A 15,806-nucleotide genomic window follows, 5' to 3' on the forward strand; every position below is an offset into this window, starting at 1 on the left:
GCAATGCTTTGCGCCCTGACAAACGGGGTGGTTTATTTAGATGAAAAATGCTGTATTATGGAGCCACTTGTTGACAAAAATGATTTGCCCAATTTGCCAATGCTAACCAAGTATTGGAACCAACAATCCCATCATCTTTTAAGTTCTGGTCTCGTTGGAATTGTTTGACAGCTTCTTCTGTCACTGAACCAAATTTTGAGTCAAAACCACCACTGCTGAGATATCCAAAAGTAATCAATTGTTGTTGCAGCAATCTTACAGCGTCACCAGTAGTGTCCTTTTTTAATTGGGGCAATTTTTGCTCAGCCATGATTTACTTTCCTAAATATTTTAAATGACAAAAAAAGGGCAAAGAATGAAGGATAAAGTATGAAAACTACATTGGTAGTTATGGATACAAAACTCTTAATTTATCAATTGGTGTTGACTTTATTCTTCATGCTTCTTAGTTATTAACTCAATTAGGGGCGACACTTAAGGAAACCAAAATCGCCCAAAGCCCGCCAAGTAGCAGGGCCTACTTTTCCATCAGCAACTAATTTTATATTATTAGTATTAACTGCTGTGTACTCTTTTTGGAATTGCACAACAGCAGAGAAAGTGTTGCTACCAAAATTTCCGTCTACTTTCAGGACTGGTGTAACGTTTCCATTCCCGATCTTGCTTCTGTAAGCATTTAACAGTTGTTGTAAATACTTCACGGCGTCGCCAGTGTCGCCTTGTACCACTGGTGGTAGACCGATAGAAGCAGCACTAGCTCCAACTGGGGCATTAAAATCTGTAGCTTGTGTCATGGTTCACCTCTATAGTTAGTGTTAATAATTAGTCAGGGCGCAAAACATTACGCCCTGACATAAGTGAATGGGGGCGAAAGACCGCCGTATCGCGTTGTATAATCTGATTTTGGCAATCAATTGTGTTCGTACAGGAGTAAGTGGGAGCACAAGACTGCTGCGCTTTAACAACAAGCAGTCCGTAGCACGCGAACATTCCGCTTCTGGTAACTTCTAACTTCCACTCCTGAATCTCTAACTCCCCCCAATCCCCAACTAGAACTGGGCACAGGTATTCTTGGTTTGATTACCCAATGCACCCCACGTTTGGGGACCGACTTTACCATCCACTGTTAAATTTTGTTCGCGTTGAAACTCTTTAACAGCGCTTTCTGTTTTACTGCCAAAGATGGCATCGAAGTCACTGTTACCTAGCTTGCCAAAAACGATTAAAAGTTGTTGTAGAAATCTTACAGCTTCACCATTAGAGCCATTTTGCAGTGTCGGCAAACTCTTTTGAGCCATGATTTAACCTTCCTGTATTTGTTTCAATGATGTTCGGTCAAATGAATGAACCAGTACCGGGTGAGTTGACAATCGCCAGTGACAGAGCTGTTGATTAACTGCTTACCAAATGGCGATCGCCGTTCGCTCACTAGCGACACCGACGATAAGCAAAATCACCTAAAGCACGCCAAGTCAAAGGACCAACTTTTCCATCAACAGAAAAAGTGGAATCGCCAATAACTGCTCTGTATTCTTGTTGAAATCTGACAACAGCCGCAAACGTGTTACGACCAAAATCTCCATCTTCTTGAAGTGGTGCAGTGCTACCATCCCCAATCTTGCTTCTATAAGCATTTAGAAGTTGTTGGAGAAATTTCACAGCATCACCATTGTCACCTTGTACCACGAGTGGCAAGCTTATGGAGCGAGCAGCAGCCTCAAGCACTGTATTGAAATCGGCAGCTTGTGTCATATTCACCCTCCGTGAATGATTTAAGGTGTAAGATTACTCTTCTATCAATCTAAGGTAGTGCCGCAAGTCCCACCCTGACATTACCCATGCAGGGTAATCTTCCCCCAAACAGAAGCAAAGTTACCCCTGTTGTTTTGCTCTAAAGTGTTAGGTCTTGTTAGGCACTACCAACCAGATACAGTTGTAGCGAAAAGAATACCGAAGTGGTGGCTTTTTTAACGTTCTCTTTATGTCTACGCAACCGGAAGGTAGTAGAAAGCGAATCCCAATACTGTATAAGCAGCCAATAACAATACCCCTTCAAGCCAATTTGACTTTCCATCAGAACTAATGCTGTTTGCAATCAAAACTGATACTGCTACAGCCACCAGTTCAAAGGGATTAAAATTTAAATCCATTGGTTGACCGAGTACCCAACCTGCTAAAACTAAGACAGGAGCCACAAATAGGGCGATCTGCATGCTCGATCCCACTGCTACCGAAAGAGAAAGATCCATCTTGTCTTTCATTGCGACTGTGACGGCTGTCGCGTGTTCCGCAGCATTACCAACAATAGGTACAAGAATGACCCCTGTAAATAATGCAGTTAAACCTAATTGACTTGTTGCCACTTCCAGTGATGCGACTAGCATTTCTGATTCTAATGCGACTAGAATAGTACAAACTAGCAACACACCTGCCCACAACCAAATGTTCGGTTTGCTGTAATGCTCTTCTTCTACTGTTTCTGCAACACCCACCTCGTAGAGGTAAGCGTGGGTTTTCATAGAAAAGAAGAGCGTTAAAGCATAGACAACTATTAAGACTAAGGCAACAGCTAGGGAAAGATGTTGCAATGTTTGTTGGCTAACTGTCTGAGCACCAAATCTCATTGCTGTTGGCAGCAAAATGGCGATGACTGCCAAATTCATAGAAGATGCATTAACCCGTGCTACGACTGACTGAAATTTCTGTTCTTTATGGCGCAGTCCGCCTAAAAACATTGCAAGACCCATTACTAGCAGTAAATTCCCAATAATCGAGCCCGTTATACTAGCTTTGACAACATCGACCAATCCGGCTTTTAAAGCAACCAGGGCAATAATCAGTTCTGTTGCATTACCAAAAGTGGCATTTAACAATCCTCCTAGGGTAGGACCGACTACGACAGCAATTTCTTCTGTAGCTGCTCCCATCCATGCAGCTAAAGGTAAAATTGCCAAGCAGGCGGTTCCAAAAACAATGAGATCTCCCCACTCCAAGTAATGTGCTGCAAGGGAAACCGGAATAAACAAAGACAAAACTAAAAAGATGATGTTTTTACCTGACATGGGTATTTTCGAGCTGAAAGAGTTAACAGAAACGGAGTTAAGGGTTAAAAGTGAAGAATCACACTTCTGTATATATATGCCATAGCACGTCTCTACTGTCCTCAACTTCTTATTTAGGATACTCCCAACCCTCCAGTAGAACGGTTCCGAAATTGTACTGTTTCCTTTCTGGAGTTTTATTTGTAAAATAAGATTGCGATATAAAACGTCTTCGCAATCTTTCGTTGCAAAAGTTTCGATGAAGTGAAGAATTTTACAACAAAGATGCAGGGTAATATATTAAAAGACAATTAAGTTTTTAGCACCACCAAAGATGAAACCTGCTAACCCCGCTTTTGTCAATGGTTACTTAATTGAAAGGCTGTTTTAAGCGTGCAAGTGACTCCAATATTTAGACCGCAAAGAGCGGAATTTATTCACATATCATAGTTGCTCTATTTTCCCCACTGTTATTGCAAAGCCAATGCAAGAAAGTTTCATAAAAATTTTGCTCTCAGGCACAATTGCAAGTTTATCTATCGTGTTTGGAATCATAACTCCATGACCTCAGCAGCTGAATTACCAGCTAGTACTGGTACAAATTTGATGTCCCATGAAACTATCAAAAGCACCCAAATGCTCGATCCCCTGAGACAAGCTACGGGTATTTATGTAACAGTTCATGGACATTTTTACCAACCACCACGGGAAAACCCTTATTTGGATGCAATTGAGCGTCAACCTGGTGCAACGCCTTTTCATGATTGGAACGAGCGCATTCATGCTGAATGCTATCGTCCCAATGCTTTCGCCAGAGTGGTAAACGATCGAGGCGAGTTGGTGGGGATCGTTAACAACTATGAGTATTTGAGCTTTAATATTGGGCCAACGCTGATGTCGTGGTTGGAACGCCACGATCTGGAAGTTTACCAACGCATCTTGGAAGCAGATCGCAAGAGCTGCGAAAGGTTGAACGGGCATGGTAATGCGATCGCGCAAGTATACAACCACATCATTATGCCCCTAGCGAACGAACGCGATAAATACACCCAAATTCGCTGGGGCAAAGAAGACTTCCGATCCCGCTTCGGTCGCGATCCCGAAGGAATGTGGTTGGCAGAAACCGCTGTAGACTACGCAACCTTAAAAGCTTTAATTGACGAAGGGATTCGCTTCATTGTCCTTGCCCCATCGCAAGCACAACGCTGCCGTTTCATGCCAACAAAAGACAATTCCAATCCAGAATGGCATGAAGTAGGCGGTAGTCAAATCGATCCCACACGTCCATATCGGTGTTTTTTGAAGGAGAAAGGCGGAGTTGGGGACTCGGTACAGAAAACTCTCAATTCCCAATCCTCAAGCACCGATCCCCAATCTCTCCCATACATAGATATCTTCTTTTATGACGGACCGATCTCGCGAGATATGGGATTTAGTGATGTTCTCTATAATTCCAGCCATTTGGCAGGACGAATTGGTTCCGCAGTACGCGGGGATCACCGTCCCGCACAGTTAATTTCTGTCGCCACAGATGGAGAAACCTTCGGACACCATAAAGGCGGTACGGAGAAAACACTAGCCTACGCATTTACACAAGAATTTGCCCACAGGGGTTGGACTGTCACCAACTTTGCTCACTACCTCAGCCTGAATTCTCCGACTTGGGAGGTGGAACTCAAGCCTGTCACGGCATGGAGTTGCGCTCACGGTGTAGATAGATGGCAAGATGATTGCGGTTGCGGTGGTGGAGGAACGTGGCATCAAAAATGGCGTCGTCCATTAAGAGATGCTTTAGATTGGTTGCGCGATCGCCTCATCCACGTGTACGAAGAACATGGCAAGCTATTGTTCCGCGATCCCTGGTCTGCACGGGATCGATATATAGAAGTGATTCGCGATCGCACTCCTGAAAATGTCACTCGTTTTCTAGCCCGCCACCAAAACCACAAACTTACAGCAGCCGAACAAGTAGATGCCTTGCGCTTGTTAGAAATGCAGCGTCACGCTTTGCTCATGTACACCAGTTGTGGGTGGTTCTTTGAAGAAATCTCGCGCCCAGAAGGAACGCAGATTCTTCGGTATGCTGCTCGTGCGCTGGAACTTGCAGGAGATGTAGCAGGCGTACAGTTAGAAAAAGGTTTCATCAAACGTCTTGCTGTAGCAACAAGTAATGTTGAATTCTTCAAACATGGTGCGGAAGTTTACCGCCAACTTGTGCTAACAGCCCAAATTAGCTTTAAACAAGTTGCAGCCCATCATGCCATTACCTCATTGTTCAACGGACAGCGATCGGCTTTAAGCGACAGGCTTCCTTCCAACAACAATCAAGCTTCAGCAGCTAGCGCTTTTCAAAAAAGAGCTTATTGCTACACGGTCAACGAACTCGATTACCAACTCCAAAGAATGGGATCGCTAACTTTGGCAGTGGGGAATTTGAACCTAGTTTCAGAAATCACCTGGGAAAGCGAACATCTAGTGTTTGCAGTTCTTCACCTTGGAGGGTGGGATTTCCATTGTTGCATTCAACCTTTCCAAGGACGTCGGAGTTACAGCCAGTTAAAGGACAAACTGTTTGGCGCACTGCAACAAGCTAGTGCAGCACACACAATCCTGGCGATGATGCAATTGTTTGGTGAAGAAGCATTCAATTTACAGAATTTATTTGCTGAAGAACGCCACCGACTGATGCACTTACTCAGTCAGGAAACCCTGACACGTTTAGATCAACTGTACACACAAACATACAGGGATAATTACGGTGTCTTAATGGCATTCCATCGCGATGGAGTTCCCGCACCACAAGAGTTGCAGGTAGCAGCAGAGATATCTTTGGGGTATCGGTGTATGATGACATTACGTGCATTAGAGCAAGAGATATCCGAACCAAAATCCACTTGGAACCACATTTTAGAGTTAGAAGCAGTTGCCACAGAAGCCAAACACCTGCATTGTCGGTTAAATATTCCTGAAGGCAGGCAGATGTTAGAGCAGATAATACTCCATTCTCTCTGGCAGCTACTATACGATCCTAGTGGGACCTCAGATGCAGATATCCAACGCTTGGAACGATTGATAGATGCGGGGTATCAGCTTAACCTTGGTATCTGTCTTGACCGATCCCAGGAACTATACTTCAGTCGTTTGCACAATCAAATCCTACCGGAGATAGTTACAAAAACGGTAAATCAAGAAAATGCAACTTATAGCCGTCAATTGCTAAAATTGGGGCAAAAGTTGGCGGTTGATGTTAACCATTGGTTGACTGACAGTTAACAGCGCTCGGCGACCAATGACCAGTCGTAGAAATTGGTCATTGGTCGCGAGGATTTATTTTTCTTTGTTCTCTCGTCGCCCCGGTCCCTCGATCGCCTCCTTTATTCTGATTACTTATAATCATTCACTATCCAATAGACATTATTAATCAATGGGTGGGGTTGATTGTTTGTAAAAGATTCTTCAACCTCAGATTCCTCCGGGCGAAAATCTATTGAAACTTTTATTTCTAAATTTTCCGAGCTTTTCTTATCTTCAATAGATAGAATCTTATATTCATCGTCATCATCAAGCACGCAAGACTCCTGTTTCTTCATAGGAGAAAAATCTATGACGACTTTGATCTCTAACTTGCCTTTCTGCTTGCGATTATTTTCTGGAGTGAAAAGTTCGCATTTAATTCCTTGCCTGAGTGCAAACTTCCACTCTACTCGATTAAAAATGCCTTGCATATTTTTCTGCTTAAAGAATTTTTTTAGAAAGGAATTTTTGCAAGACAAATTTAGATCGTTACCTTTCGGTTCAAAATTTTCAATTATGCGATCGATAATCTGAACGGGATTGAATATTTGATTTTCTAAAAAAATAATATCTTCTGTTCCTTCCAATTGTTTAAATTTGTTGTTTAGCATACTCAGATGACCCTCCTGCTTTTTAATTGGTAACATTCTCGATCGCTGTTAAAGCTTGAAAATTATAAAATGACTGAAACGTAAAGATGACAATTAATCATCAATTAGCTTAAAACATCCCAAAAAGCCAGACTAGAGATAATAAGACATTATTATCATTCCATTTAGCTAGCTTTATGTTTCCTTTTGGATTAGAAATTTTTCCAGGCTTTGAACTTTATTTTTAAGCCAAAGAAAGAGAATAAATCAAAGGACACAGATAGTATAATTTACATTATATTTCTGCGTATTAGATGTATTAACGCTTACAATTTTGTTAATTTCACTGCACCATTTGACTCCAATAAACCATTTTTATAAAACTTCATATCAACTTTTTCTGATTCTATTTGTTCAATAGTAGGTAAGAGACAATCATATAATTCCACCGCCTCCAGGCATTCATTGATGGAAGTAACAGCTGAATTATAGGTTGCTATCTTTTGCCCAATAACATCTAATAAATGTTTGTTTGAGAGAATTTTTTCCTCAGCTTCTCGTTCTAGGGATTGCTCCAAATAATTACGCGCCTTAGGATATTGCTGCAGAATTTCCTCAACTTGCTTGTCAGCCATGGGCAGTAAGTGAGTTTTAAAAATTTGGTTGAAAGTTTGGCGGAAAGTTTTGCGAATAGTTTGAGAAACTTTTGGTTCAAAGTCTAACTTTAATAACTGTCTGATTGCTGGTTCTGCTTCTACTATACTTTCACAATCATAGGCTTGAGATGTTTGTAACAAAGTTTGACGGAACTGGTATATAGAAAAAGTGCCTTCATCATAAAATCTAGGGCTCTCCCGCACAAAGCGATCGCATTCTACTCTAGCCACACTTACCAAAGCATGAGTCACCTCTCTTTCCAAAACTTGCAACTGCTGCTCAATTCCTCCATCATTTCCTAACAGCCGATATAGTTGACGATAAGATTCTGACTTGCGAGTTTTCTCATTTAATCTTTGGAAAAAAGAGGCAACAATTTCTTGAGAAGACTCAACCAAAACATCTTCCAACTGATTTGCTAGATAATATAGTGCTTCTACTAAAATAGCAATCAAAGGTGCTGTTGCATTTCGCGAATGATTGCGAGTAGCGTGCCGATAAGCATCTGCAACAGAGAAAGTATCTAGCAATTCATCCAAGCGGCGAATCATTCGAGATTGCAATTGTCGAAAATCAGTCTCGAAAGCATTACTATCATTTGTAATAACTTGATTCACTTCCTCGATGATTGAAGCGCGAAAGCCATTGCCAACCTCTTGCAGTTGCTGGTTCAACCGCTGTAACTCCTGTGCCTTCATTGCCTCAATTTCTTGGGGTTGGCTATCTAACTCTCTTTGGATGGACTGATAGTGTTTTTTAAGTTGAATACACGCATCCTCCAAATCATTTGCCAGATTTTTAAACAATTGAGGGCGTTTTTCTTCAGTTAAATACCAAGCGATCGCATTTCTAAACTCTCGTATACCACTGTCTTGAATCAGCTGCTGAATCAGTGGCAACCCTTGTTCTTTAACAATTCGTATGTAGTTTTCATTGGGAGTTTCAAAGCTATTAACAGAAATCCGAAACTGACTGGACGAAAGTTTCCCAGAGTTAGCGCAATAGCGCAGGAATTCATTCACAAATTGTGGCGTTTCTTCCCTACCATTCAATCCTCTAGAACTTTCAGTGAAGACAGAATCCAATCCAAACCTGTCCCGTTCGCTTGTTTGTTGAATTTGACTGCCATAAAATCCCAGCAATCCACTGGTTTTAAAAACTCTGTTGGTATCCTGGAATTGCTCGCTCATTAAATCATCTAGACGTTGACGCAGTTGAGCATTATACCAAGTTTCATCAATACGATTAAACACGTAGAAAACGCGATCGCGAATGCCAGGATTTTCGCGTATTGTTTCCAACAGTTCTGTTTCTTCCTTGGTCATATCACCAGCCGATGCAGGTTTTAACACACAAATTACCGCTGAAGTATCAGAAGATCGAATTCTAGCATATGTAAAATGCGAATCTTTCTCAACTGGTGCATCAATACCAGGAGTATCGATGATGATATTTCCATCTTGCAAGAGGGGATGATCGCAGTAGTACTCAATGCGTTTTAACACGGCACTGTTACTACCACGACGGGCATACCCAGCTGCTTCTTTAAGATTTTTAAAATTAAATTGTTCCATAGAATAAGTGGCATTATTCACCGTTTGTATGTGTTGGCGGTTTGCCACATAACCTTCTAGGAGTAACATCAAAGCCTTTGCTTGCTTTGCCCGTTCTGACTTGCTCTCACCACCTTCTTGTTGAATGATGGTATTGCATCCTTGACAAAGCAATTGAATAACTTCTGCTTGATTGATATTTGTGACTGTTGCGAACTTCAGTTGCTGGCATAAGAAAACAGCTTGCTCTCTAATCTCCGCTTCACTTAAAAAAGTTAAAACAACTCGTTCTTTATCGCTGGGCGCATACTCAATTTTGCATTCAGTTCCAGTGGCGTGTCCCTCCGCGCTATAAAGCAGTTCCCGTTCCAGAAGGGCATTAATTAACATGGACTTACCAGCACTAAATGCTCCTGCAAACACAATTTCAAACCTGGGTGAAATTGCTTTATTTAGGGAAGTTTGTATCGATGTTACATTATAAGAACGTAAAAATGGCTCTTGCTGTATAAGTTGTAAAATACACTCAACTTGCTCCTGCAAATTTTTGCACTGGAGCGGTAACCCTTGCATAAATAGGAATCCTGAAAGTATAAAAATATTATCTTCAGTACATTTTATGGTAATCAAGTGCTTGATAGCCTCAGCAAATACACTAGGTTATTTTTCAAAATCGTTACCATAATTTTGATATAAATTGCACAATGACACAGTACTTCTGACGATGCTTGGAATATTTAAGATTTATTTAATAAAGGTATTCTAAAGATTTATAGGACCATGAGAATATATCCTCTGCGGTTAAAACCAGATGAAGATTTAAAACAAAGTTTAAAGAATTTTGCCAGCCTAAAAAACATTAAAGCAGGGTTTATCGTAACTGCTATTGGCAGTCTGAAACAAGCCAAAATTCGCTTTGCCAACCAAGACAACAGCACCCTCTTAGCTGACAAATTTGAAATTCTTTCTCTTAACGGAACAATAGCAACAACTGGAGTGCATCTCCATATTGCTATCTCTGACCGACAAGGAAAAACCATTGGCGGACATCTTGACTGTGGATGCATCATCTACACAACAGCCGAAATAGTCATTGGTATTAGTGAAGAATATGCTTTTCTAAGAACACCTGATGAGCAAACAGGCTGCTACGAATTAGAAATTATCAGAAAAAACGATTGAAAAGCCTGAAGTAAAGGGGAGCATCCCAATGAGTGAAAAAACGCCGACGATTGGAAATCGCGGCTACACAAACAAAGCCTGCCTACGCAGGCTTCAATCAAGAACCAAGAGGGACTTGGTTGGTATAGCCCTAGAATTCTATTCTGAGGGCAATGCGCCAAATTGGGATGCTCCCGAACTCAAGTAGTAATCCTTCTTTTCCTCACCTTACTTCTCTGCGCCCTCTGCTCCTCTGTGGCTCATGTTCTTCCATACTGCAGGCAAAACCTCCACATCCAAAACCTTCTCCTCACCTTCCTCCGTATTCTGAAACAACACCGTAAAAGCACCAGCACCCAAACCATTCTGAGGAAACATCCGATAACAAGGCAAAGCCGTTAAATGTGACTGATATCCCTCTAAATGTTTTGCTTCCACAGCTTTAAACTGAGAAAATCTTTGTAAAAACCATTCACAAACCTCCTCATTTTCTTCTGGGGAGTAGGTGCAAGTCATATAAGCAAGATACCCTTGAGGGGCAACAAGACGTGCAGAATTTGCTATAATTCTTTTCTGTCTGTTAGCACTTTTATTAATAGCAGTTGGATGAAAACAACCGGGTGCTTTTTCTCCTTTAGCAAGTAAAGACTGCCCGGTACAAGGAGCATCTACTATCACTAAACGACTCGATAAAGGTATCGTATCAGCAAAAAAACTTGAATCTTTGCTAGCGACAATAGAAGGTTCCACCTCACAGCGTTTCAGATTAGAAATCAACATTCCCAACCGTTTGCCAATCACTTCATTGCCAATCAATAAATTTGGTTGCAAACTTTTCCAAGCAAAAACACTTTTTCCTCCAGGTGCAGCACACATATCAAAAACAAGATTGACAGGTTGAGGGATTGCCAACAATACAGAAGCAGCAAAGACAGAAGAAAAATCCAAACAGTAAAAATACCCTTGTTCGTGTAGAGAATTCTGTCCGGGTTTTTCTCCTAAAGATAAACGGTCTATAAATTTCGGTTGCCAAGGCATTGCTATTTCAGTAACAAAAGGAGATACTTCAGGCTTTTGTTTGCACCAAAGGATACAAGGATTAAAACGCTGTGGATGAGTTAAGGCTTCAATAAATTTTTCTTGTTCCCCTGCATTGGTAAATAAATGTCGCGACAGTTTAAGTAATAAATTAGAATACACTTTCATCATTCATTCCAAAAAAAGTCCCACTGACCCAAACATAACGAAATCATCAGCGATCGCGTAAGCAGGCAAGTAGACCATATGTATTAATAATACATAGTAAATGAGCAATTTCCACAGAAAGCTTGATAAGGCGAGCAGTGCCCGCCTTTCGAGTTTTATAAAATCTGTCAATCTATAAATAATATTTATAATCAACTTCAGTTAGGAAGCTGATATTTGTCACTTTTAGTTTTCGTGTCGGTGCTGCCATGCTACACCAACAGCTGCACCTGCTCCAGCTATTAACCCAGTTGCCATTCCCTCTATAGTTTTCATTCCTGGGTCTTGAGTTATACATTCACTAGTGACTGTATTGGCTTGCAAGCACATATTGGTTTCTGCCCAAGCTGAAGTACCACCTACGATGACACCAGCTATACTACAAGAAAACACAAGAAGAAGAAGGCGTTTAGTTTTTATGTCTTTAGGCAGTTGCATAAAATTTGGTAAATTGTTATTCAATCAAAACTACTTTACACGCCCTTACCGTTTTTGTCAGTAGTTTTGACCCCATAATATCTAGCTAACTTAAATATCGGTTTGAATCGAACTCTCAAAGGCGTATCTCGCTGGCATTCTCTCATGGTCCAATCCCATTCCACCAGGACGCGCCCAAACTAAAGCAGCTGCGCTATCACTTCCCAAAGACGACTAACAATGGGTAGAAGTGGGTAGCAATCAACTAACAGTTGCTACCCCTTGGATGTACTGCTCTCAATTGGAAATCGGTGTGTTAATGCTCATTCAATCAAGAGGTTAATGGGTAGGCGAGCATAAATACCCAACGAATCGTTCATCTTTTGTACGATCGCCAGTTCTTTTTGAAGTTTTTCAAATTCAGCCATCAATGGATCTGGGGCTTTCAGTTTCATATTGTTTATCCCCAAAAGCGCTCGTGTCTCTTGTGCTGCTTTTCCAAACAATCGCTCCTCAAGAGTTCCCAATCGGGGATACTCCTTGACCTCCCAATTGTTGCCCAAATCGGCTGCTGTTGAAGCATATTTAATGGCAGCATCCAAACCCCCAATCTCGTCCACCAAACCTATTTTCTTTGCTGCAACACCCGACCAAACCCGTCCTTGAGCAATTTCAACCACCTTTTGCTCTGACAGTTTCCGACCTTGTGCGACTTTATTAACAAATACACTGTAAATGCGGTTAACATTGCGCTGGTATAGTGCCAGTTCTTCTGTAGATTTGGGACGAGCTACTGTTTGAACGTCAGCGTATTTCCCTGTTTTGACTGAATCCCAGGTAATTCCATTACCATTTGCCAATTTTTGAGCATTGATCAGCACTCCAAAGACACCAATAGAACCTGTAATGGTATTGGGTTCTGCGAAGATCCGTTTGGAGTCAGTAGCAATCCAATAGCCCCCAGAAGCAGCGATGTCACCCATAGATACTACTACGGGTTTTTCTTGATGAGTCAACCGCACTTCTCTTTGCATCACCTCAGAGGCGGTAGCGCTTCCACCAGGGCTGTTAATTCGCAGCACAACAGCCTTAACATTTTTATCTTGGCGCAACTGACGGAAGATTTTGGCAAAGCGATCGCCTCCTATTTCTCCACTTTCACCTTGACCTTCGACTATTTCACCTTCAGCATAAACAACAGCGATTTTGTTTTTCGATTCCCGTTCTATACCCAAAGATTTACCAGGAACTCCCGCATACTCATTGATGTTGATTTGGCGAAATGTTTTTTCATCTTTATCGCTATCAGTTAGCTTTTTCAAGTCTGAAACAACTTCATCAAAATAAGCTACCTTATCCACCAAACGATTGGCTTTAGCTTGCTCTGCTAGTAACAACGCTTGATTGTCAACAATATTTTGCAATTGGGAAGGAGCTATTTTACGACTTGACCCTACGGTTGTTCGCCACTCTGCCCAAACATCATTTAATAAAGTTTGAAGTTGCTGGCGGTTTTCCGGACTGAGCTTTGTCAAAACATAAGGTTCAACTGCTCCCTTAAACTTACCAACTCGAACCACTTGAACGCCAACACCATACTTTTGCAATGCTCCTGCAAAAAACATGGGTTGTGTACTCAAACCATTAACTTCTATAGCTCCTAAAGGGTTAACCACAATATTATCTGCCACCGAACTCAGGTAATATTCCCTTTCTCCCCAATCCGAGCCATAGGCGATAATCTTTTTGCCTGCAGTGCGGAATTTCTCCAGTTCTTGGCGGATTTCTTTAAGGGTAGCAAAACCTGCAACACTTGCTTGCGAAGCACGGCTGGCGTCCAAGTAAATACCGACAATTCGCTTGTCAAGACGTGCTTTTTCCAGAGCATCCAGAACGCTGCGAAGAGACATTCTGTTGACTTCCTCACCTGATAATGCTTTTTCCAGCAATTCGCTTGTGCTGGGTTCGCCATCAGTAATGTTCATAGACAAGTCAAAAACTAGCATTGACTTATCTTTTACTAAAGGACCAACATCTTTAGAGGAGGCGGCTGCAAAGAGCAGCAAGAGTAGCCCAGTGGTACCCAGACCGCAAAAGATACATAACCCCAAGAGGCTACCTACTAAGCTGGCAAAAGTTTGTTTGAGAAAATTACGCATTTTTAGTTAGTGGTCATTGGTCGTTTGTCATCGAGCACTTCTCTAGACTGATTTTATGCGTTGTAAACATTTGGAACGCCTTAGTTCATCTAGTGTAGCGTTGCCAGTACAAAATAGCACTGTTATAATTTCAGCAATCAATACGTCTGCTAGTTCTCGAACAAGCGCGTCAGAAGCAGCTGCTGCTTGTAGGAAAGGCATAGCCAATCCTGCTATATCTGCCCCTAAAGCGAGTGCTTTTGCTACATCCAATCCATTACGCAATCCTCCCGAAGCAATTAAAGGAACATGAGGTGCCATCGCACGAATACTGGTAATACATTCTGCAGTAGGCAAACCCCAATCGGCAAACGTACTTCCCAGGCGTCGCTGTAAAGCATTTTCCGCCCGTTCGCTTTCCACTTTTGCCCAAGAAGTTCCTCCAGCACCCGCTACATCAATTGCTTTGACCCCAGCCGCAAGGAGCTTTTGTGCCATGGTATCTGAGATCCCGTTCCCAACTTCCTTTGCAATCACCGGTACGGGCAACTGAACACATAATTTATTGATTTTGTCAATTAATCCTTTGAAATTTTTATCACCTCTGGGTTGGATGCACTCCTGTAAGGGGTTGAGGTGCAAAATCAAGGCATCAGCTTCTAAAATATCAATTATCTTTTTACATTCATCCAAACCGTAATTGTAGTTGAGTTGGACTGCTCCCAAATTAGCTAACAGCAGGATATCAGGAGCATATTTCCGAACTGCAAAAGTCTCAGCAACTTGAGGTTTTTCCACCGCTACTCGTTGGGAACCTACGCCCATTGCGAATTTATAGTGCTGGGCAACCTCCGCAAGGCGACGGTTTATGACTCCCGCCTGTTCGGTTCCTCCAGTCATTGAAGAAATCAGTAGGGGCGCACCAAGTTGTTTGCCTAAAAACTTTGTTCCAATCTCAATTTCGTCAATATCTATTTCTGGTAAACAACAATGAGTGAAGCGGTAGTTTTCCAATCCATGAGTCGTTTGATAAAACTGAACATCTTGTTCCAGGCAAATACGGATGTGATCTGCTTTGCGAGACTGTGTTGCTGCGGAAGTGATTTTTTGAGAGTTCACGAGCGGTGTAACTTATGGCTATGACTGCACTCTCATTGTCTCAGTCTTATTCCCGAACTGCCAAAAGATTACCCGATTTAATCATCAAAAACTAGCAAACCTACTTGCAATATTTAACGAACTACTATATTGTTTTATCTTGTTCGACTCTAAAGCGCATGAGGTCAAATCAGCATCATTGATGCCTTAAAAGCTAGTAAAATAAAATTTACTTAAGAGGGTGCTAGCATTGTAAATGTGTTCTCAATCGCTCGAGCTAGTTAAGCATCATCAGGGGGAAAGGGTAAGACAATACAATTTGTCCAAACCTAAGGTCAAGTAATCTGTTAAACGGCATCAACAACGGGTGCGAGCACGCTAGGCTAGAGAGATTACGTTGTCCGCACAAGCATCTTTGCTCAAGTATTGAATAAGGAAAGGGAAAAATCTCTATGGCTGCATTGAGGTCTAAATTTTGTTCGCCAGAAAATTCGCTAGCGGTAGAATATAGTGCTTTTTGAGTCAGTGGAATACACCGAACATTAAAGAACCGCAGATGTACGCTGATGGATGCAAATAAATATGTGCTTCACTCAAATGAAAACTGCTATA

At 41.7% G+C, this 15,806-nt stretch carries 13 protein-coding genes; 2 read left to right on the forward strand and 11 right to left on the reverse strand.

What is annotated here, in order from left to right:
• Positions 1–55: 55 nt before the first annotated feature.
• The 5 genes from AB0756_RS09010 to cax form a co-directional block, all read right to left on the reverse strand.
• The gene (locus AB0756_RS09010; protein WP_050045581.1) at positions 56–310 is read right to left on the reverse strand and encodes a peptidoglycan-binding domain-containing protein; all 255 of its coding nucleotides are present in this window, start codon (positions 308–310) and stop codon (positions 56–58) included.
• A gap of 151 nt (positions 311–461) precedes the next feature.
• Complete coding sequence (locus tag AB0756_RS09015) at positions 462–794, reverse strand: peptidoglycan-binding domain-containing protein (protein ID WP_038075435.1); 333 nt, start codon at positions 792–794, stop codon at positions 462–464.
• Between the two features lie 255 nt (positions 795–1,049).
• On the reverse strand, positions 1,050–1,298 hold the full coding sequence (locus tag AB0756_RS09020; protein WP_038075437.1) for a peptidoglycan-binding domain-containing protein: 249 nt from the start codon (positions 1,296–1,298) through the stop codon (positions 1,050–1,052).
• Between the two features lie 130 nt (positions 1,299–1,428).
• Entirely contained in the window at positions 1,429–1,752 is a 324-nt protein-coding gene (locus AB0756_RS09025; RefSeq protein ID WP_038075440.1) for a peptidoglycan-binding domain-containing protein, read from the reverse strand.
• Positions 1,753–1,985: 233 nt separating this feature from the next.
• A complete protein-coding gene (gene cax, locus AB0756_RS09030; protein WP_038075444.1) occupies positions 1,986–3,062 on the reverse strand; it encodes a calcium/proton exchanger in 1,077 nt (358 codons plus the stop codon).
• 540 nt (positions 3,063–3,602) lie between these two features.
• On the opposite strand from cax, the gene AB0756_RS09035 reads away from it, so the two are divergent.
• Positions 3,603–6,314, forward strand: a complete 2,712-nt coding sequence (locus tag AB0756_RS09035; protein WP_038075447.1) for a DUF3536 domain-containing protein — start codon at positions 3,603–3,605, stop codon at positions 6,312–6,314.
• 110 nt (positions 6,315–6,424) lie between these two features.
• Here AB0756_RS09035 and AB0756_RS09040 read toward each other — a convergent pair whose 3' ends face one another.
• Both AB0756_RS09040 and AB0756_RS09045 read right to left on the reverse strand, forming a co-directional pair.
• Positions 6,425–6,946, reverse strand: coding sequence for a KGK domain-containing protein (locus tag AB0756_RS09040; protein WP_038075624.1), 522 nt, complete (start codon positions 6,944–6,946; stop codon positions 6,425–6,427).
• A gap of 305 nt (positions 6,947–7,251) precedes the next feature.
• Complete coding sequence (locus AB0756_RS09045) at positions 7,252–9,708, reverse strand: dynamin-like GTPase family protein (RefSeq protein WP_038075627.1); 2,457 nt, start codon at positions 9,706–9,708, stop codon at positions 7,252–7,254.
• A gap of 207 nt (positions 9,709–9,915) precedes the next feature.
• On the opposite strand from AB0756_RS09045, the gene AB0756_RS09050 reads away from it, so the two are divergent.
• Positions 9,916–10,317 (forward strand): PPC domain-containing DNA-binding protein, encoded by a 402-nt coding sequence (locus AB0756_RS09050; protein WP_038075451.1) that lies wholly within the window; start codon positions 9,916–9,918, stop codon positions 10,315–10,317.
• A gap of 207 nt (positions 10,318–10,524) precedes the next feature.
• Here AB0756_RS09050 and AB0756_RS09055 read toward each other — a convergent pair whose 3' ends face one another.
• The 4 genes from AB0756_RS09055 to fni all read right to left on the reverse strand — a co-directional run bounded on the left by AB0756_RS09055 (position 10,525) and on the right by fni (position 15,215).
• Entirely contained in the window at positions 10,525–11,502 is a 978-nt protein-coding gene (locus tag AB0756_RS09055; protein ID WP_038075454.1) for an RsmB/NOP family class I SAM-dependent RNA methyltransferase, read from the reverse strand.
• Positions 11,503–11,727: 225 nt separating this feature from the next.
• The gene (locus AB0756_RS09060; RefSeq protein ID WP_038075458.1) at positions 11,728–11,979 is read right to left on the reverse strand and encodes a hypothetical protein; all 252 of its coding nucleotides are present in this window, start codon (positions 11,977–11,979) and stop codon (positions 11,728–11,730) included.
• 302 nt (positions 11,980–12,281) lie between these two features.
• Complete coding sequence (sppA, locus tag AB0756_RS09065) at positions 12,282–14,117, reverse strand: signal peptide peptidase SppA (protein ID WP_038075460.1); 1,836 nt, start codon at positions 14,115–14,117, stop codon at positions 12,282–12,284.
• Between the two features lie 42 nt (positions 14,118–14,159).
• Complete coding sequence (fni, locus tag AB0756_RS09070) at positions 14,160–15,215, reverse strand: type 2 isopentenyl-diphosphate Delta-isomerase (RefSeq protein ID WP_038075462.1); 1,056 nt, start codon at positions 15,213–15,215, stop codon at positions 14,160–14,162.
• Positions 15,216–15,806: the final 591 nt, after the last annotated feature.

The sequence above is a fragment of the Tolypothrix campylonemoides VB511288_2 genome, assembly GCF_045999855.1.
Taxonomy (GTDB): Bacteria; Cyanobacteriota; Cyanobacteriia; order Cyanobacteriales; family Nostocaceae; genus Scytonema; species Scytonema bouteillei_A.